This is a genomic window from Streptomyces sp. NBC_01335 (assembly GCF_035953295.1).
Lineage (GTDB): Bacteria > Actinomycetota > Actinomycetes > Streptomycetales > Streptomycetaceae > Streptomyces.
Genome location: NZ_CP108370.1, coordinates 547,692 through 567,204, shown reverse-complemented (window position 1 = coordinate 567,204; position 19,513 = coordinate 547,692). Strand labels below are relative to the sequence as shown.

Here is a 19,513-nt window from a genome sequence, read left to right as displayed (position 1 = left end):
AATGGTATGGAGTCAATCATCTGGCCCAGAGTATGGCTCGGTTTCGTCCTGCCGGGACTCCTCGCGCTTTCCTGCTGGGGCTGCGGCACGACCACTCGCGCAGAGACGGGCAAGAATTCTGAAGCGCGGGCCGACTCTCGTATGTACGCGGGGTGCACGCATGGGCGCAGTCTGGAAAAGGTCGAGAAGGTGTACGGTCTCGCCATTCCTGACGCAGTGGCCAACCTGCGCTTCTGTGAGCAGGAGGACTGGTCGGGCTCCGCAGGTGAAATTCAGTTCGACGCATCCCGGAAGGAATGGGAAGAGTTCCTCGCCGATTCCGGTCAGCCGGGGATCGAACTGGTGAAAATCACCCCGTCGTCGGAAGGCCGGAAATGGCAGAAAATCCCGAAGGGGGTGAAGGTGGGGTACGGAAGTTATGACAACGTGGTCGACGGCTGCGACAACAGCGTCTACATCTACGTACAGGAGCTGCGCACCGACGCGCTTCGGGTGTTCCTGAAACTCGTCTGCGCGTCGTGACGGAGTCCTCGTAGGCGCCGCGTCACTGCGTCACCGCGTCACCGCGCCGCGGCCCACCGGTTCGACCGGTGGGCCGCCGCTGCGGGACCTCGCCGATTGCTACGGCAATCCCGGTGGGCCGTTCCTGACGGGTGGTCCTGGCGGTGATCGCCAGGGCCGCCCTCCCGCCTCGCCGAAGACGGTCGGGGAGAAGAGGGGCGCGCGATCGCGCCCGGCTCCACCGCGATGACGCGCCCAGCGCACAGCGATGACGCAGGATCCCCCCACCGGGCACCCCGCCGTGGGGCCCGGTCGGCTGGTCGCCGTACGCGCCCTGTCTTCTCGCTTTTTGGGACGATCCCCTGGGTGCCGATCGGGTGCCGATCCGGGAGCCGACCGGCCGGTACGCAGAAGGCTGCAAGTCCCCTCACCGGAACACGACTTGTGTTTTTCCGTCGGTCATAGGGCCGGAATGGCGGCTTCCGTGACCGGGATGACCGTCTCACCATGTGGATCGAAGGTTTGACATTAGGGGGACTTATGACCAATAAAGGTGATGCTTTGGCCATGTATTCACCTTCTGTAGTAGTAGAGGGTGAGGGCTGCCCCGCCTAGACGAATGAGTACTGCCGTGTCCGACTCCACCCCCGCCCGCGCGACCGTCGACCCGGCTGAGGCATGGGACGCCTGGCGCGCCGAGCGCCACCGTGCGCTCACCTCCCCGATGGGCAACCTCGCCCTGGTCGAGACCCGCTGGGCGCCGTCGGGGGAGACCCCGGACGCGGAGGCCGCACGCGCGGACGCGCCGGACACCGTGACCGTCACCGAGGTCCGGCGCACCGACCTGGTCAGCGGCGAGCCCGAGCGGGGCCTGCGGTTCTGGGACGCCGACGCTCCCGCCATCCGCGCCTTCGACCGGGTCGACACCTTCGCGTACGACCCCGCCCTGGTGCTGGAAGCCACGTACACGCCCGTCCCCGGCGCCCGGCGCGTCGCCTTCGAGCACATCCGGGACAACGGCGGCAGCCGCGACCTGGTCGTCCCGGGCGACATCGCGCTCACCTTCGACGGCCGCGACTACACGCTGAGCGCCTTCGACGACGACGGCACCCTGCTGCTCGTCTTCGGCGACCCGACCAACGGCGACTCCACCTACGGCGCCGGCCGTTTCCTCTTCGTGCGGCGTACGGAGGACGAGAGCCGGGTCGTCCTCGACTTCAACCAGGCCTTCGTGCCGCCCTGCGGGTTCTCCGATCAGTACAACTGTCCGATGCCGCCGCGGCAGAACCGCTTCCACCTGCCCATCGAGGCCGGCGAGAAGCTCCCCGTCTTCCGCGACGGCTTCGACGCGCAGCACTGATCGCCGGCACCGACCGACCCGCAGCTCCACGCACCGAAAGAGCCCCCACCCCCATGAGCACCAAGAAGAACGTCCTGTTCTCCACCGCGACCGTCGCTGCCCTCGCCGTGGCCCTGACCGCCTGCGGCGGCAACGGTGGCACCAGCGCCTCCGGCGGCGGCACCTGGAACAAGGACGCGGTCGTCAACATCGGCTCCCTCTACGAGCCGCAGAACCTCGACAACACCGCCGGCGGCGGCCAGGGCGTCACCGAGGTGCTCAACGGCAACGTCTACGAGGGCCTCTTCCGGCTCACCGACGACGGCAAGGTCGACAAGCTCCTCGCCGAGGACTACACGACCAGCGCCGACGGCCTCACCTACACCTTCACCCTGCGCGACGGCGTGAAGTTCCACAGCGGCAAGGCCCTCACCAGCGAGGACGTCAAGTACAGCCTTCAGAAGGTGCTCGCGGACGACTCCCAGTCGGCCCGCAAGAGCAACCTGGAGGTCGTCAAGGACATCGCCACCCCCGACGCACGGACCGTGAAGATCACGCTGTCCCAGAAGTCGGTCTCCTTCGTCTACAACCTCTCCTACGTCTGGATCATCAACGCCCAGGCGAAGAACCTGAAGACGACCGAGGACGGCACCGGGCCGTACACCCTGAACAAGTGGACCCGCGGTTCCGCGCTGAGCCTGAACCGCTTCGCCGGCTACTGGGGCGACGCCGCCGCCAACAAGCAGGTCGTCTTCCACTACTACAAGGACGCCACCGCGCTGAACAACGCGCTGCTGACCAACGCCGTCGACGTGGTCACCAGCGAGCAGTCGCCCGACGCCCTGGAGCAGTTCAAGAGCAACGGCTCCTACAAGGTCAACGACGGGAACTCCACCACCAAGCTGCTGCTGGCGTTCAACGACAAGGCCAAGCCCTTCACCGACGTCAAGGTGCGCCAGGCCGTGTCCGCCGCCATCGACGACAAGAAGCTCCTGGAGTCCGTCTGGGGCGGCTACGGCAAGCAGATCGGCTCGATGGTCCCGCCCACCGACCCCTGGTACGAGGACCTCACCTCCGTCAACGCCTACGACGTGACGAAGGCCAAGAAGCTCCTCACCGAGGCCGGCTACGCCAAGGGCTTCAGCTTCACCCTCGACACCCCCAACTACGACCCGCACCCGACCGCCGCGACCTTCGTCAAGTCGCAGCTCGCCAAGGTCGGCATCACCGTCAAGATCAACACGATCACCCCCGACGAGTGGTACACGAAGGTCTACAAGAACCACGACTTCTCGGCCACCCTCCAGGAGCACGTCAACGACCGCGACCTGGTCTGGTACGGCAACCCCGACTTCTACTGGGGCTACGACAACCCGCAGGTCACCCAGTGGGTCAAGGAAGCCGAGGAGGCGCCCGACACGGCCGCGCAGACCGCACTGCTCAAGAAGGTCAACGAGCAGACCGCCAAGGACGCCGCCAGCGACTGGCTCTACCTCTACCCGCAGATCGTCGTCGCGAGCACCAAGCTCTCCGGCTACCCGCTCAACGGCCTGAACTCCCAGTTCTTCGCCTACGACATCAAGAAGACGGGCTGATGGCGCGCTACCTCCTGCGCCGGCTCGCCTTCCTCGTGGTGTCGCTGGCCCTGGCGAGCGTGGTGCTCTTCGCACTGCTGCGCCTGCTCCCCGGCGACCCGGCCAACGCGCTCACCTCGGTCGGCGCCAGCCCCGAGCAGATCGCCGCGGCCCGCCACTCCATCGGCTCCGACCGCCCGCTGCCCGAGCAGTTCACCCACTGGATCGCGCAGATGGCGAGCGGCGACCTCGGCACCTCGTTCGTCAGTTCGCTGCCGGTGGGCCCCGAGATCAGTGCCCGGCTCAATGTCACCGTCCCGCTCACACTGGCCGCGTTCGTCCTCGCCGTCCTGGTCGCCGTACCGGCCGGGTTCGTCGCCGCGTACAAGCGGCGCACCTGGTACGGAGCACTGCTCAGCGGCGTGTCCCAGCTGGGCATCGCGGTCCCCGTGTTCTGGCTCGGCATGATCCTCATCGCGGTGTTCGCGCTGAACGCGGGCTGGCTGCCGTCCGGCGGCTTCCCGCCGGACGGCTGGGCCGACCCCGCCGAGGCGGTCCGCGCCCTCGTGCTGCCGGTCGTGACCATCGCCCTGGTGATGAGCGCCTCCCTGATCCGCTACGTACGCTCCGCCACCCTCGACGTGCTCGGCAGCGACTACCTGCGCACCTCGCGGGCGCTCGGCTCGTCCTTCGGCCGTGCCATGTGGCGGCACGGCCTGCGCAACGCGTCGGTCCCGGTGATCTCCATCCTCGGCATCGAACTCGCCTCGACACTGCTCGGCGCCGTCGTCGTGGAGTCGGTGTACGCGCTGCCGGGCCTCGGCTCGCAGCTCGCCAACGGCATCTCCCAGCACGACTACCCGGTCATCCAGGGCGTGCTGTTCGTCTCCACCCTCGCGGTGCTCCTGATCGGCTTCGTCGCCGACCTGGTCCAGCGGATCATCGACCCGCGGCTGCGCGGCCGACTCTCGGGAGGTACCCGATGACCGGGACCGGCCTGACCACCCCGGCGGCCGTCGTGGCCACCGGGGCCAAGCGGCGTTCCCGCCGTTCCGCCAACCTGATCGTCGGCTGCGTACTCGCCGGACTGATCGTGCTGCTGGCCGTGGTGTCGCTCTTCTGGCTGCCCTTCGACTCCCAGGACACCTCCGGCGGACGGCTCGACGGACCCGGCGGCGGCCACCTGCTCGGCACCGACAAGCTCGGCCGCGACCTGTTCACCCAGGTGATGACCGGCTCCCGCATCGCCGTCGAGGCAGGCCTCGGCTCGGTGGCCATCGCCGCGCTCATCGGGATCACCCTCGGCGTGCTCGCCGCGTTCGCGCAGGGCTGGCTCGACGACACGTTCTCGGCACTGCTGGACATCCTCATCGCCTTCCCGACGCTGCTGCTGGCGATGCTCATCGTCGCCGCGCGCTCGGCGACGCTCAGCTCGGCGGTCCTCGCGATCGGCCTGGCGCAGAGCGCGGTCGTGGCGCGCCTGGTACGCGTCCTCGTCAAACGGGTCCTGGCACGCGACTACATCACCGCCGCCCGCACCTCCGGCACCTCCTGGCCGCGCACCGTCCTCTCCCACGTGCTGCCCAACATCTGGCCCACCCTGGTGGTCAACCTCGCCCTCCAGTTCGGGCTCGCGGTCCTCGCCGAAGCCGGACTCTCCTACCTCGGCCTCGGGGCACCGCCGCCCAACGCCTCGTGGGGCCGCATGCTCCAGGAGGCCCAGGCCACCTTCACCACGGCACCCGTCGGCGCGCTCGCGCCCGGCATCCTCCTCGTCCTCCTCGTCATCGGCGTCAACCTGATCGCCGACGGCCTGCGGGACACCCTCGACCCGGCCACCCGGCGGAGGCGCGCGTGACTCTCCTCGACGTGACGGGACTGACCGTCCGGACCGACGACGGCCGGACCCTCGTCGACGACCTCTCCTTCACGGTGGCCGGCGGTGAACGGCTCGGCCTCATCGGCGAGTCCGGCTCCGGCAAGTCCCTGACCACCCTCGCGGTGCTCGGACTGCTCCCCGAGGGCATGACCTCGGCCGGCAGCGTCGTACTCGCCGGCACCCAGACGGTGGGCGCCCCCGAGAAGCGCCTCACCGAGGTCCGGGGACGGGACGCGGCCATCGTCTTCCAGGAGCCGCTGACCGCACTCGACCCGCTGATGCGACTGGGCCGCCAGATCGCCGAACCGCTCGCCCGGCGCACCGGCCTCAAGGGCAAGCCCCTGCGCGCCGCCGTGACCGAGGCCCTCGAACAGGTCCGGCTGCCCGAACCCGAGCGGATCTCACGCGCCTTCGCGCACGAGATCTCCGGCGGACAGCGTCAGCGCGTCGCCCTCGCGATGGCGCTCGCCTGCGAACCCAAGCTGCTCATCGCCGACGAACCCACCACCGCCCTGGACGTCTCCGTCCAGGCGGAGATGCTGGAACTCATCGACGGCCTGGTGCGGGAACGGGAGATGGCCGTGCTCTTCGTCAGCCACGACCTCGCCGTCGTCGCCAAGGTCACCGACCGGGTCCTCGTCATGAAGGACGGCCGGGCCGTCGAGCAGGGCGCGGTCCACGACGTCGTGCACGCACCGCGCGAGGAGTACACCCGCACCCTGGTCGCCAGCGCCCGGAAGCTGGAATCCGCCCTGGACCTGAGGAGCGCGCCATGACGCCCGTACTCGAGCTGAAGGACGCAGCCGTACGCTACCGGGGCTCCGCCGCCGACGTGGTGCGGGACGTCTCCCTCGCCGTCGACGCGGGCGAGAGCCTCGCGCTGGTCGGCGAGTCCGGTGCCGGCAAGACGACCCTGCTCCGCCTGCTGCTGGGCCTCGCCCGGCCCACGGCCGGCGCCGTCCGCTTCGACGGGGCCGACCTGAACCCGCGCGACCGCGCACAGATGCGCCGCTTCCGGCGCGGCGTGCAGTGCGTCTTCCAGGACCCCTACTCCTCGCTCGACCCCAGCCGGCAGGTCGGCGCGATCGTCGCGGAGCCGCTGCGCTCCCTCGGCCTCGACAGCCGTACGACCGCCGCGCCCAAGGTCGCCGCGGCGCTGGAGCGGGTCGGCCTCCAGGCGGACGCCGTCGACCGCTACCCGCACGAGTTCTCCGGCGGCCAGCGCCAGCGCATCGCCATCGCCCGCGCCACCGTCTGCGACCCGCGCGTCCTGCTCGCCGACGAGCCCGTCAGCGCGCTGGACGTCACCACCCGGGTGAAGGTCGTCGACCTGCTGGCCGAGCTGAAGGAGGAGCGCGGGCTCACCATGGTGATGGTCTCCCACGACCTGTCCGTGGTGGCCACCCTCTGCGAGCGCACCGCCGTACTGGAGCGGGGGCAGATCGTCGAGCAGGGCGCCACGGCCCAGGTGCTCGGCGCACCGGCGCACCCCTACACCCGCCGCCTCATCGACAGCGTGCCGCGCCTGCCCGTGTGACCCCGACGGGGGCGGGCAGCAGGGACGGGCCCGTTCGGGCGCGGCCCGTCGCTCAGTCCGACCCGGTGCCGGGGGTCCCCAGCACGTCGCGGAGCTGACCGCGCGCGGTGACCCCGAGCTTCGGGAAGATCTTGTGCAGGTGGAAGCCGATGGTGCGGGGCGACAGATAGAGCCGGGCGCCGATATCCCGGTTGGTGAGACCCTCCGCCGCCAGCTGGGCGATCTGGAGTTCCTGGGGCGTCAGACCGGCCGCCGCGTCCGGAGCGGTCACGGCCGTCACGGCCACGCCCGCCGCACGGAGTTCGGCGGAGGCGCGCTCGATCCACGGGCGCGCGTCGAGCCGTTCGAAGAACTCCAGCGCGGTACCGAGCAGCGGGCGCGCCTCGGCGCTCCGCCGGTGGCGCCGCAGCCACTCGCCGAAGTCCAGGTTGACCAGCGCGTGTTCGAAGGGCCACTGGGCGGCGGCCGGGTCGGCGAGCGCCGCCCGGAAATGGGCCTCCGCACCCTCGGATTCGGTGAGCAGGGCCCGGGCCCGGTGCAGGATCGCGTCCAGCCGGACGGAGCGCGCCCCGCTCAGAGTCTCCTCGGCGGCCCGGAGCACGGTGCGCGCGTCGTCGGTCTGCCCGGCACGGACGGCTGCGGCGGCGAGATCCGCGACGCAGTACAGGGACGCGTGGTAGTGCACGGGCAGCGGATGGAAGTCCCGGGTGAAGGTGCGCCGGAACTGTTCGTACGCCGTCGAGTGGTCACCCTCCGCGAGGGCCGCCATGGCGAGCGCCCGCCGGTGGGCCACGTACAGGCCCGGCAGCTTGCGCAGGTCGACGGCGCGTACGGCCCGCCCGGCCCGGGCACGCGCACCCGCGTGGTCCCCGCGCGCGGCACGCAGCGTGGCCTGGAGGAGAGGCGACCCCACGGCCATGTAGTCCGCGCCCGCCTCCGTCGCCATCCAGAACGCCTCCTCGGCGGTGGACTGGGCGGCGGTCCAGGCACCGCTCTCGAAAAGGGAGTTGGCGAGCGAGAACGCGGCGGTCGCGTTGGCGCCGGCCGTCGCCGCCCGGCGCAGATGATCCATGGCCCGCCCGAGAAGACGGACTGCGTGATCCGTCTCGTCCAGCGCCCAGGCCGCGCCGCCGAGCACGATGGTGTCGGACAGCCCGCCCTCCGACACGGTTTCCAGCGCGTGGCCGAAGAGCTCCATGGCCCGGTCCCGGGCGGTGAAGGGGGCGCACGAGGCCAGCACCCAGATGCGGTCGACCTTGTACGGTTCCGCCACGATGAGGTCGGTGATCCGCAGGAGTTCGGTCCGGTGGAAGGGGTTCCCGGACCGGTACGCGGGGGTCGCGGCCGTTCCCGCGGCGTCCAGGGCGAGGGCGGGGTACTCGGCGGCCACGGACTCGGCCACCGGCAACAGGTAGGCGATGGAGTCCTCGTACCGGAGTGTCACGGCCAGGGACCAGCCCGCGAGTGTGGACGCCTGGGCGAGGACCTGCGCGTCCTCCGTCAGCGCGGCCACCCGGGAGGTGATCTCGTTCACCCACTGCGGATGTCCCCCGTGCGTGGCCGACCACGCCGCGGCGAGCAGGCGGCTCGCGCGCTGATCCCGGTCCGGGGTGAGCTCGGCGGCGCGCTCCAGCGCCGCCGCCGCGGCCGCGTACCCGCCCCGGTGGCGTGAGCGCTCCGCGCTCTCGGCCAGGGCGTCGGCGACCTCCGCGTCCGGACCGAGCGCCGCCGCCGCGAGGTGCCAGGCACGGCGATCGGGTTCGTCGGTGAAGGCGGCGGCGAGCACCAGATGGGCCTCGCGGCGTTCGGTGAAGGTGGCGGCCTGGTAGATCGCGGAACGTACGAGCGGATGGCGTAGACGCACCTCGCCGCTTTCGACCCGTATCAGCCCCGTCCGCTCGGCCGGCAGCCACACCTCCGGGCCGTCCATGCCGGGAACCGTGTGGAGCACGTCGGAGAGCTGGGCGGTGCCGGCCGCCGCCGCGAGGAGCAGGGCCCGCCGGGTCGCCTCGGGGAGGGTGGGGAGCTCGGCGGCGAATATCTGCTCCAGCCGGGCGGTGAGGGGGAGCGAGTCGATCGCCCCCCGGTCGCGGCGGCTCGGGTCCTTCGCGAAGGCGCGCGCGAGCTCGATGAGGGCCAGCGGGTTGCCGGCCGCCTGCTGGAGGATCTGGGACCGGGCTCTGCCCAGGGGCGGGTGCGGCTGCGCGTTCAGCAGCAGCACCGAGGCGGCCCGGTCCAGCGGACCGGCCGTCAGGTGCGGGAAGACACGGTCGAACCGCTCCGGTACGGCCTCGTCCCGGGCGGCGAGCAGCAGGGCGGCGGGTTCGCCCTCCAGCCGCCGGGCCACGAAGGCGAGTACCTCCAGGGAGCCGAGATCCAGCCACTGGGCATCGTCGACCACGAGCAGCAGCGGTCGCTCCGCCGCCGCGTCCGAGAGCAGGGTCAGTACGCCGAGCCGGGTCAGCATCGGGTCGAGCCGCTGCGAGGGTTCCGCCTCCGCCATGCCGAACGCGATGCGCAGCGCCTCGGCCTGATGGGCGGGCAGCCGTCCGATGCCGCCGAGGAGGGGATGGAGCAGCTGATGGATCCCCGCGAAACCGAGCTCCCGCTCGCCCTCGGCGCCCCGCACCCGGAGCACCAGCCGGCCACGGGAGGCGGCGTAAGAAGCCGCCCGGTCCACCAGGGTGCTCTTGCCGGCCCCGGGCTCGCCGGTCAGCACCAGCACCTTCGAGCCGGTGCCGTCCGCGGTGTCGACCAGCTCGAAGATCCGGGACAGCTCGTGTTCCCTGCTCAGGATCTCCGGCTCGGCGACCGGCTCGGTACCGACATCCATGCTGCTCTTCCCTTCCCTGCGAACCACCCCGCCCCGAGGGGCGCGGAGCGACGCATCTGCAGGCCGCTTCGAAGCATCCTGCCAGGTGGGCGGCGTGGAGCGACCGGCGGAGTCCCTTCGCGGCAGCCCGTCGGCACATGACCGGTCACATGACAGAAGCGCCGCGCTCCGCCCCGCTGACAGCATTCGAAGTACCCGGACCCGACGCCTTGGGCGTGGCCCCGGAGACACCCGGCGGACGAGCGTCCGGCTGCGCGCCGGGCCACGTCCCGGGGCCGTGCGGGCGCCCCGGTCGCAGCGTCGAGGTGCCGACGATCACAGTGAAGACGGAGAGACCAAGCGTGAGGAACGCAGTGCACACCCAGCAGAACGCCGAGGCCGAGGGAGGCCGCGGCTCCGGGAGAGGACGAGCGACGGTGAGCACGGACCGGCCGGCCGACGGGTGCCGCCGTTCCCTGGCCGGAGACGGACCGGCAGCAGAGCCGGCCCGCCTCCGGACCCCCTCGGCCCTTCCGGGTCTCTCCCGCCCCTGTGCTCCCCCCGTCACCCTTCAGAGCCGCCCGCATCTGACGGTGCTGGGCCGGCGTACTCCCGGCTCCGCGGCCGAGCGCCTGCGGATCTCCGTCCTGGAGCCCTACGGCTCCGTCCACCCCGGAGACTCCGTCCATCCGGGCCACGAACGTGTCTCCGTTCCGCCGTGGCTGTCGGACCCCGGCGACGGGGAGACGCTCTACGTCGCCCAGCACGTCCACGGCTCGACCGCCGTCCCCCACGACGGAACCGAGGTCTTCCTGGAGCCGGGTGACATCGTGCTCTGCGGGCCCGGCACGCTCGCCTCCCCGCGCCCCGGCGACCCGTACCGCATGACGGTCTTCCATGTACCGCGGCGCCTCCTGGCGCTCACCGACACCGATCTGCGCCGGGTCCTGGGGGTCCCGCTGCACTGTACGGAAGGGGTGGGGGCGCTGGTGTCGCACTGCTTGTCGGCGCTCGCCGAGAGCAGGGAGACCCTCCGGTCGCTGAGCGGCGAGCAACTCGTCGCCAACGCGGTGGAGATCCTCGCCGCGCTCGTCACGGACGCCGCCGGAACGGAGCACCCGGACTCCGGCACACGGATGACGGACAGCATCCGGAACCACATCGAACTGCATCTGACAGACCCCGATCTGTCGCCGCGCTCGATCGCCCGCGCCCACCACATCTCCGTCCGCTACCTGCACAAACTCTTCCAGGACGAGGGCACCACGGTGAGCCGGTTGATCCGCCGCCGCAGACTGGAGGCGTGCCGCCGCGAACTAGGCCGGTCGCCGCGCCGCAGGCTCACCGTGGCCGCCGTGGCGCACCGCTGGGGCTTCGTCAGCCCTTCGCACTTCAGCCGGGCCTTCCGGGACGCCTACGGCATGTCCCCCAGCGAGTGGCAGTCCTCGGCGTCGACGGAGCAGCCGGTGTTCCCGGGCCGCCCCCGGCCCCCCGCGGAGGACCGGAGCCTCCCGGCCGGAGGGCGCGCTCTTTCCGCGTAGGCCGTGTCCGGCTCTCTGCCCCGCCGCCGCGCGCGAGGAGCGCGTACGTCCCGGGCCTCTCGGCCCGGCACCCGGTCAGGCCGGTTTGGCCCAGGCCGCGTCCGGGGCCGAGAGGCGGCGGGTGACCACGGACGTCACCACGAGGAACGCCAGGGCGAGGCCCAGGGTCACGGGGAGCTCGGTGCGCAGCGCCGCGCCGACGAGCGCGCCGAGGAACATGGCCAGGACGGACAGGATGCGCCGTCCCGGCCGGGGCGCGGCGCCACCGGCGGGGACGGAGTCCGCGGCCAGTCCCGTCAGCGTCAGGGTCAGCACGGTCGTCGTCAGGTCCGGGACGCCGAGGCGGCGGGCGACCGCGTTCTGCATGCCCATGGCCAGGCCGAGCAGGACGATCAGGGTGTAGCGGGCCCAGGTGGTCACCTCGCCGTCGGAGACCGTGACCGCGACGAGGGCTCCGAGGACGAGGACCGCCTGGAGCGCCGTGGTGAAGGCCAGCAGCCGCCCCCGGTGCGCCGCGAACCGCGACCCGAACCGGCCCCCGGCCAGCGCGCCGGTGAGGAAGGCGGCCATCGACACCAGGGAGGCGAGCACGGACAGCCCGTCGGCACCCGCCAGGGCGAACCCCAGGAACACCACGTTGCCGGTCATGTTGGCGACGAAGACGTGCCCGAGGGACAGATAGCTCACGGCGTCGATCAGGCCGGTGACCACCGTCAGCGTCAGCATGAGCGGCGGCAGCGGGCCGTGCCGGTCCTCCTTCGGGGGAACCAGTGTGCGAGCCGCGTCAACGAGTAGGGTGCGCATGCGGAGTCGCTCCTTCCGGGGCGGCGGGGTGGGGTACGGAGGGGCGGTGCAGTACCGCCCGGGTGAGCAGGCCGCTCGCCGGTCCGGCCACGAGGACCGCGACCACGACCCACAGCGGCCAGGGGGCCAGTCCGAGCAGACGGTCGGCCGACCAGCGGCCCGGCCCGGTGAGCGCGAGCGCCCCCGAGGCGACGACGAGGACCATCGGGTACTCGTATCCGTCGTTCTGGACCCACAGCCCCTTGTGCCATTTGACGGTTCCGGCGACCGTCATCACTCCCATGGCGGCCATCGCCGCCAGGGGAGTGAGCACACCGGCCGCCAGGAACAGGCCGGCGCCGATCTGGCTGCCGCCCGCGGCGAGCGCGGTGAGACGGCCGCCGCGGAAGCCGTCGTGACGGAACTCCTCGGTCCCGCCCGCGAATCCGTTGCCGCCCAGCCGGAAGCTGACCTTCTGCACCCCGTGTCCGGCGATGAGGAGTCCCACCAGCAGACGGAGGACCAGGAGCCCGGTGTCCATTGCGTTCATGCCTGTTCCTGACGTTTCGTCGATGTCCCGGTGGAGCGGATCAGCCGGCCGCGTGCTCGCCGATGACGGCCTGCGCGTAGACGACCCCGAGACCGTAGGTGCCGCCGTGCTCCTTCACCACGTCCATGACCGGCAGGTACGTCTCCGTACGCGCCCAGTCGCGCTGGAGCTCCAGGAGCACCTGCACCCAGGTGACCGGGACCGCGCCGGCCTGGACCATCCGCTGGACGGCGTGCTCGTGGGCCTGCGGGGTGACGCCCCCGGAGGCGTCGGCGACGACGTAGACCTCGTAACCCTGCGCGAGCGCGGAGAGCGTGGGCAGGACGACGCAGACCTCGGTCCACAGACCGGCGATCACGAGCTTCTTGCGGCCGGTGGCCTTGACGGCCTCCACGAACGCGACGTCCTCCCACGCGTTCATCGTGGAGCGGTCGATGATCTTCTGCTCCGGGAAGACACCGGCCAGCTGGGGCATGAGCGGGCCGGAGAAGGACTCGGCGGCCACCGTGCTCAGCACCACGGGGACGTCGAACACCTTGGCGGCCTTCGCCAGGCCCAAGGTCGCGTTGATGATCGCGGTGCGGTCGCCGCTGCCCGTACCGAAGAACATCTGCGGCTGGTGGTCCACGAAGAGCACCGCGCAGTTGTCGGGGGTCAGCAGGGCGTCGCTCGGGACGGCGGTGACCTCGGAGATGTCGGCCATGGGAGAACCTTTCCAGGAGTGGGACGCGCAAGGACGGCTGCCCGGCGCGGCAACGGGGTGGTGCGGTGGTGCCCCGGGAGGGGCGGCTCGTGACCGGGCCCCTCCCGGGAGATCAGGGGGAGATCAGAGTGAGAAGCAGGGGTCGAAGACCGGGCTGTCCGTCTCGGGAGCCAGACCGCGCCGGGCGCGCCACTGGCGGTGCTGCTCGGACTCGGCGACGGCCTGACCGAGCAGCTCGGCCTGGCGGGCGCCCGACGGACCCGTGCGCGGCGCGGCCTGGTAGCCGCCGAACCGGGTGACCGGGCTCCACTCCGGGCTGACCGGCGGCAACTCCTCGTCCAGGCCCTCGTACTCGGCGGTGGCCCAGACGATCCGGCCGCCGACGACGGTCAGCAGCGACTCGATGTGCGCGATGTCCTGGTCGGGCACGTCGAAGTAGTCCTCCGAGAGGACCGCGAGGTCACCGAAGCAGCCCGGCCGCAGCACGCCCTTGACGTCCTGCTCGCCCGTCAGCTCCGCGCCCGCCCGGGTGAACATGGCCAGCGCCGTCGCCCGGTCGACACGGTTCAGCGGCGGACGCAGCACCAGGTCGCCGACGGTGCGGCCGGTGACCAGCCAGTGCAGGGCGATCCACGGGTTGTACGTGGAGACCCGGGTGGCGTCGGTACCGGCACCGACGGTCAGCCCACGCTCCAGCATGGCCCGCACCGGAGGGGCGTCCGCGGCGACGCCGGGACCGTAGCGGCGCAGGAACGCCTCGCCCTGGAACGACAGCCGGTTCTGTACGGACATGGCGCCGCCCAGCGCGGCGACCCGGTCGAGGCTGTCCGTCGAGACGGTCTCCGCGTGGTCGAAGAGCCACCGGTTCCCTGCCGGGAAGAGGCCCTCGGCGGCAAGCTTCTCGAACACCGCGAGGTCCCGGCGGATCGTCTCGTCGTACGTGGCGTGCAGCCGGAATCCCCAGCCGTTCTCCATGAGGAGACGCACGGCCTTCTCGAACTCGACCTCGTAGTCCGGGGAATGCTCAGGACGCGGCTGGGCGAAATTCTCGAAATCCGCCGCAGCCCAGGTGAGATTCTCGCCCGCGCCGTTGAGGCGCAGCCATTCGTCCCCGTCCTCGGTACGCGTCATCCCGATCCAGCGCGTGAGGTCGGCGATTTCCTGGCCCGCGGTCTGCGGGAAAAGGTGATAGGCGATCCGCAGCGACAACCGGCCTTCCTCGGCCAGTTCGGCGACGGTGCTGTAGTTCTCCGGGAAATTCTGGAACCCGCCGGCGGCGTCGATCGCCGAGGTGAGGCCGAACCTGTTCAGCTCCCGCAGGAAGTGAAGGGTGGAGATCTTCTTGTCCTCGCCCTCCAGCACCGGCGCCTTGGCCAGCGTCGAGTAGAGGATCAGCGCGCTCGGCGCGGCCAGCAGCATGCCCGTGGGCTCGCCGTCCCGGCCGCGGACGATCTGCCCGCCCTTCGGATCGGGGGTGTCCCTGGTGTGCCCGGCCGCCTTGAGCGCCGCCCGGTTGAGCACCGCCGACTGGTACAGGTGCAGCACGAACACCGGGGTGTCCGGCGCGGCGGCGTTCAGCTCCGCGACGGTCGGCAGCCGCCGCTCGGCGAACTGCTCGGCCGACCAGCCGCCGACCACCCGCACCCACTGGCCCTTCGGAGTCCGGGCCGCCTGCTCCCGGAGCATCGCCAGGCCCTCGCGCAGGGTACGGACACCGTCCCAGCGGAGTTCCAGCACATAGTTGAGCCCGCCCCGGATCACGTGCAGGTGGGAGTCGTTGAGGCCGGGGATCATCCGGCGGCCGAGCGCGTCGACCACCCGCGTGGCCGGGCCGACGAAAGGCGCCACGTCGTTGTCGTCGCCGACGACCGTGATGACGCCGTCGCGGATCGCCAGGGCCCCGGCCTGCGGGCGACCCGGGTCGCCGGTGTGGATCTTCGCGTTGCGGACGATGAGGTCCGCAGCGTTTTCGGTGGCGCTGGGGACCAGCCCTCCGACCGGCATCGTGGACACCTTTCGACAACCTCCTGCAGTGGGATCCGTGTTGTTTCCGTGCGTGCGGGAATGCGCACCGGAATGCGCGCGACAGCCGGAGCCGCATTCGGTCTTGTCCGGCTTGCGTGTCGCGTGCGGCCGGGGTGACGGCGGTGGAGAGAGAAAGAGGGAAACCTCTCGCCGTGTTCGACGTCTTCGTGGAAACGGTGATTCCCGAACGCTCCGTCAGGAGATTAGAAGGAGTCGGTGCGCCCGCGTGTTCCGGCAGTGCACCCGATGCGTTCCGAGAGCGCACCGTTTCCGTCCTGGTCACGCCTTGTGCGCTGACGGGCATCACCGCATGCGCTGCGGGACTCGCGCCGCGGGATCAGGCGCCTAGCGTCGCCGGGGCGCGTGCAGCGCGGCACAGCACCGCACGGCACGCATCCCGCGACACCCACCCCATGACACACAGCACGGCACCGCAGGAGGAACCCATGACCAACCCGTCCCCGTCCGTGAGCAGCAGCCAGCCGTGGCTGCACCAGAAGGGCGAAGTGATCCAGGAGTTCGGCACGGTCAAGCAGTTCCCGATCGGCCTCACCTACGAGGCGCGGATGTACTCGTGCCAGCGGCTCAACAAGGTCCTGGCCGACACGCAGATCCTCTACGGGCTCTACAAGAAGCACCACTGGCTGATGCGCGGCGCGACCTTCTACCAACTGCACCTGGTACTGGACAAGCACGCGGGTGAGCAGCTCGAACTCGTCGACACCATCGCCGAACGCGTCCAGTCCCTGGGCGGGGTCGCCGTGGGAGACCCCCGGCACGTCGCCGAGATCACCTCGATCCCGCGGCCCCCGGACGGGGTCGAAGAGGTGCCGGCGATGCTGTCCCGGCTGCTGGAGGCGCACGAGGCGATCCTCGTGGACGCCCACGACGCGGCGGCCCGGACCATCGAACTCGGTGACGACGGCACCAACGACCTGCTGGTCTCGCAGGTCATCCGGACCGGGGAGCTGCAGGCGTGGTTCCTGGCCGAGCACCTGGTCGACACCCCGCTGGTCCGCGCCTGACGCGGCCCCGGCGAGCGGTCCCTCCCACGGGGCCTTCGCCGGTGCCCCGTCCCTTCCTCTTCCTCTTCTCCTTGACCGCCCGGCCGTACCACGGTCGGGCGGTCACCCCTGTCCGCACCACGGTTCACCAGGAGCTCTCCCATGTCCCCCTCGGCCGGCCCCACCGTCGTCCTGATCCACGGCGCCTTCGCCGACGCCTCCAGCTGGAGTCCGGTGATCGAACGCCTCCAACAGGAGGGCCTTCCCGCCCTGGCACCCGCACTGCCGCTGCGCGGACTGGCGAGCGACGCCGCCTACATCCGCAGCGTGCTGGACAGCATCCCGGGCCCCGTCGTGCTCGTGGGCCACTCGTACGGCGGCTCCGTCATCAGCATCGCCGCCTCCGGCGCCCCGCAGGTCAAGGCCCTCGTCTACATCGCGGCCTTCGTACCCGACATCGGCGAGAGCGCGCTGGAACTCACCGGGAAGTTCCCCGGCAGCACCCTGGGCGAGGCGACCAGAACCCAGTCCTACCCGCTTCCCGGTGGCGGTCAGGGCGAGGAGCTGATCATCGAACAGCACCTTTTCGAGGGGCAGTTCGCGGCCGGAGTGCCTGCCGCGACCGCCCGGGTGATGGCCGTGGGCCAGCGCCCGATCGCCCTCGCCGCGCTCCAGGGCAAGGCCACCGCGGCCGCCTGGAAGGAGATCCCCAGCTGGTACCTCGTGGCCACCGAGGACCGGAACATCCCGCCGGCCGCCGAGGAATGGATGGCCGAGCGGGCCGGCGCCCACACGGTCAGTGTCAGCGCACCGCACGCGGTCTCCGTGAGCGACCCCGGCCCCGTGACCGACCTGATCCTGCGCGCCGTCCGCTCGACCGGCTGAGGCGCTGTCCGGATGACCTGACCAGCTGTCAGGTCAGTTCATCCGGACATGTGGCGGGTGCCCGGGTGGTGTCCGGCCGCGATCCGCCGGCCCCGGGCGGCGCCCGGGGCGCAGGCTCTTCCGGGCGCACGCGCCCGTTTTCGGACGCCCGGGACTCTTCAGCAACTCCCTGGGCGGGAAAGGGGTTGCCGCCGCTCGACCCGTGCAGCGCGGTCGCGGAACCGGGCACCCGGTGCCCGGTGCCCGCGTCCCGGACGAACCAGCGGCCCGAGGGCTGCGCCGTCGGCAGCCTTCCGGGGTGGCCGGCGAGACCGTCCACAACCGCTTGGACGGCGCGTCCGACGAGGCGGAAGCGTCCCCCGGACCCACCTCCCGGTGCGCCCGACTGGCTCCCCGGACACGGCCAAGTCCCGCTTTCACTACGCCGTCGGGGCCCTGAAGAGTGCGCCCAAGAACCGAGGCGTGTTTGCCCCGGACGCCTGATCGGTTCCCGGTCCGCTCCGGAGTGCGTGCCGGGCGTCGCCGGACAGGCGGGACTTTCGACACACGGCCCAGTCGTCCCGGCCGCGTCCCGGTGGTCACGGGACACACCCCGAGGCTCCCGTATCCCGGGCCGCGCCCCGACGCCCCTACGATCCGGGGTGTGACGATCACCTACGAGTGGCGGGGCGACTTCGGCAACGCGGCCCTCGACGCACTGCACGCCGAGGGGTTCGGCGGTCCGGCCGACGGGACCGACCGGCGGTCGCGCCTGGAGCGCCACAGCCTGGGCTGGGTCTGCGCGCGGGAGGACGGCTCACTGATCGGGTTCGTCAACGTGCTCTGGGACGGCGGGGTCCACGCCTTCCTGCTGGACACGGTGGTGGCCAGGAACCACCGGTCGCGCGGAGTCGGTGCGGCGCTGGTCGCCGCCGCGGTCGAGGAGGCCCGCGCGGCGGGATGCGCCTGGCTGCACGTCGACTTCGAGGAGCATCTGCGTACGTTCTACGTCGATGTCTGCGGCTTCCGGGTGACCCCGGCGGGGCTGATCGCGCTCTGACGCCGGACGGGATCCGTCCTCGTTGTCCTCCTTGCCTCGTCGCCCTCGTCCGAGGTGCAGTGCCGGGCGCCGGGCGCGCGACGGGAATGGTCGGATCGGACACGGCCCGGGGGACGCCTTTTCGCTTTCAGGGCACGGGCGATCGTGTGGCGGACGGGGCGCGTGCCCGGCGCACGGTAGCTCGATCGAATCATTCGGTGCTGTGACGTCTGCGGGCGCGCGCGGGCGCTTCCGTGAAATGCCGGGGACCAAATTCAGCGATACCCACCCAAGAGGGACATGGGGTGACTGAACAGTTTCATAGGTGATCACTTGGCATATGTCCAGGGCGCGATGTGTCGCGTCGCCGGATTCGGGGTGCGCGGGGCAATGGCGCGAATAGGGACTTTGGCGGCCGTGCATCCTCTAATGTGATTGGCATGAACGGGTGAAGTCGGGATGTGACCCTCTCCCGGCAGTGAAGGCAATCGAAAGAGCGTGCGATACGTCGCCGGTCTCTCCGAGGCCGGAGTGCCGGGTAAAGGGTCGGGGGCCGGCGGTGCCGCGGCGGGAACGGTCCGACGTGAGGCGCCCGGGAATGTCTGATGAACATGTCGCAGAAAGCGCGAGAACAGGTGGGGGACGGCCGTGACCAATCCTTTCGACGACGAGTCGGGACGGTTCGTGGCGCTGGTCAACGACGAGGGTCAGTACTCGCTGTGGCCCGCGCGGATGGAGATCCCGGGCGGCTGGCGTGCCGTCGGCCCGGAGGGGTCGCGTCAGGAGTGTCTGGACGCGATCGAGGCCGCCTGGACCGACATGCGGCCCGCGGGCCTGGTGAGGGCGATGGAGGCGGCGGCCGAGTAGGGCCGACCCGCACCCGCGAACTCCCCGGCGAGTGGGCGACGAATCACGGGACACCTCTGGTCCGGTCGCCGGTGCGCGGGGGCGGACCCTCGCCCCGTCGGGGTGGATGGCGCTTCGGCGCAGGGTCCGGTCCATCATCCTGATCGATTCTTGCCTTCTTCGGACCGTATGAGGTCACTTGAGGTCCGTGGGGGTCCGTTGAGGCCGCATGGCGACTCATGTGGCCTCAGCCGGCCCTGTCCGAAAGAAATCGGTCCGGATGTGGCCGGTATCCGATCCGTGCTCGGCTGAAGTCATTCCTGTGCCGCCGTGCGGATTCTCCGAGTCACTCGGAGAACGTCGGCGATTCATCGCGTGGTCCGCTTCGGTGGAAGGGGGTCACGGGGTGTGCGCCGGATGAACGCGCCCGGCGCGAGACCTCGGTGATTCCTTTCTCCATGGGGTGCGCCGACTCTTCTTTCCGCTTCGGCGGTCCTCTTTGCCGACGATGTGCAC

17 protein-coding genes are annotated in these 19,513 nt (G+C 71.2%); 12 read left to right on the top strand and 5 right to left on the bottom strand.

Going from position 1 to position 19,513, the window contains the following annotated elements; genetic code table 11:
- The first annotated feature begins 6 nt into the window (after positions 1-6).
- From OG599_RS02225 to OG599_RS02195, 7 genes are all read left to right on the top strand, one after another.
- Positions 7-522: a hypothetical protein gene (locus OG599_RS02225; RefSeq protein ID WP_327174210.1), complete on the top strand. Its 516-nt coding sequence runs from the start codon at positions 7-9 to the stop codon at positions 520-522.
- Between the two features lie 598 nt (positions 523-1,120).
- Entirely contained in the window at positions 1,121-1,861 is a 741-nt protein-coding gene (locus OG599_RS02220; protein WP_327174209.1) for a DUF1684 domain-containing protein, read from the top strand.
- Between the two features lie 53 nt (positions 1,862-1,914).
- Entirely contained in the window at positions 1,915-3,435 is a 1,521-nt protein-coding gene (locus OG599_RS02215) for an ABC transporter substrate-binding protein (protein ID WP_327174208.1), read from the top strand.
- Complete coding sequence (locus OG599_RS02210) at positions 3,435-4,400, top strand: ABC transporter permease (RefSeq protein WP_327174207.1); 966 nt, start codon at positions 3,435-3,437, stop codon at positions 4,398-4,400. Before OG599_RS02215 ends, OG599_RS02210 begins: the two co-directional genes overlap by 1 nt.
- Complete coding sequence (locus tag OG599_RS02205; RefSeq protein ID WP_327174206.1) at positions 4,397-5,272, top strand: ABC transporter permease; 876 nt, start codon at positions 4,397-4,399, stop codon at positions 5,270-5,272. Before OG599_RS02210 ends, OG599_RS02205 begins: the two co-directional genes overlap by 4 nt.
- Positions 5,269-6,069 carry an ABC transporter ATP-binding protein gene (locus OG599_RS02200; protein ID WP_327174205.1) on the top strand — a complete coding sequence of 267 codons (801 nt, stop codon included), beginning with the start codon at positions 5,269-5,271 and terminating at the stop codon, positions 6,067-6,069. The genes OG599_RS02205 and OG599_RS02200 overlap by 4 nt, the downstream gene beginning before the upstream one ends.
- Complete coding sequence (locus OG599_RS02195; RefSeq protein WP_327174204.1) at positions 6,066-6,830, top strand: ABC transporter ATP-binding protein; 765 nt, start codon at positions 6,066-6,068, stop codon at positions 6,828-6,830. Before OG599_RS02200 ends, OG599_RS02195 begins: the two co-directional genes overlap by 4 nt.
- A gap of 52 nt (positions 6,831-6,882) precedes the next feature.
- Here the strand turns inward: OG599_RS02195 and OG599_RS02190 are convergent, their stop codons facing one another.
- Positions 6,883-9,663: a LuxR family transcriptional regulator gene (locus OG599_RS02190; protein ID WP_327174203.1), complete on the bottom strand. Its 2,781-nt coding sequence runs from the start codon at positions 9,661-9,663 to the stop codon at positions 6,883-6,885.
- A gap of 572 nt (positions 9,664-10,235) precedes the next feature.
- On the opposite strand from OG599_RS02190, the gene OG599_RS02185 reads away from it, so the two are divergent.
- Complete coding sequence (locus OG599_RS02185; RefSeq protein ID WP_327174202.1) at positions 10,236-11,183, top strand: helix-turn-helix domain-containing protein; 948 nt, start codon at positions 10,236-10,238, stop codon at positions 11,181-11,183.
- Between the two features lie 75 nt (positions 11,184-11,258).
- Here OG599_RS02185 and OG599_RS02180 read toward each other — a convergent pair whose 3' ends face one another.
- The 4 genes from OG599_RS02180 to OG599_RS02165 all read right to left on the bottom strand — a co-directional run bounded on the left by OG599_RS02180 (position 11,259) and on the right by OG599_RS02165 (position 15,223).
- Positions 11,259-11,987: a YoaK family protein gene (locus tag OG599_RS02180; RefSeq protein WP_327174201.1), complete on the bottom strand. Its 729-nt coding sequence runs from the start codon at positions 11,985-11,987 to the stop codon at positions 11,259-11,261.
- On the bottom strand, positions 11,968-12,507 hold the full coding sequence (locus OG599_RS02175) for a DoxX family protein (protein WP_327179904.1): 540 nt from the start codon (positions 12,505-12,507) through the stop codon (positions 11,968-11,970). The genes OG599_RS02180 and OG599_RS02175 overlap by 20 nt, the downstream gene beginning before the upstream one ends.
- Before the next feature lie 49 nt (positions 12,508-12,556).
- A complete protein-coding gene (locus OG599_RS02170) occupies positions 12,557-13,219 on the bottom strand; it encodes a hydrolase (RefSeq protein WP_327174200.1) in 663 nt (220 codons plus the stop codon).
- 123 nt (positions 13,220-13,342) lie between these two features.
- On the bottom strand, positions 13,343-15,223 hold the full coding sequence (locus OG599_RS02165) for an amidohydrolase (protein ID WP_327179903.1): 1,881 nt from the start codon (positions 15,221-15,223) through the stop codon (positions 13,343-13,345).
- 467 nt (positions 15,224-15,690) lie between these two features.
- On the opposite strand from OG599_RS02165, the gene OG599_RS02160 reads away from it, so the two are divergent.
- The 4 genes from OG599_RS02160 (at position 15,691) to OG599_RS02145 (ending at position 19,018) form a co-directional block, all read left to right on the top strand.
- The gene (locus tag OG599_RS02160) at positions 15,691-16,269 is read left to right on the top strand and encodes a Dps family protein (RefSeq protein ID WP_327174199.1); all 579 of its coding nucleotides are present in this window, start codon (positions 15,691-15,693) and stop codon (positions 16,267-16,269) included.
- Positions 16,270-16,410: 141 nt separating this feature from the next.
- Entirely contained in the window at positions 16,411-17,133 is a 723-nt protein-coding gene (locus OG599_RS02155) for an alpha/beta fold hydrolase (protein ID WP_327174198.1), read from the top strand.
- A 643-nt stretch (positions 17,134-17,776) separates the two neighbouring features.
- Entirely contained in the window at positions 17,777-18,172 is a 396-nt protein-coding gene (locus tag OG599_RS02150; RefSeq protein ID WP_327174197.1) for a GNAT family N-acetyltransferase, read from the top strand.
- Positions 18,173-18,799: 627 nt separating this feature from the next.
- A complete protein-coding gene (locus OG599_RS02145) occupies positions 18,800-19,018 on the top strand; it encodes an MbtH family protein (protein ID WP_327174196.1) in 219 nt (72 codons plus the stop codon).
- Positions 19,019-19,513 lie beyond the last annotated feature (495 nt).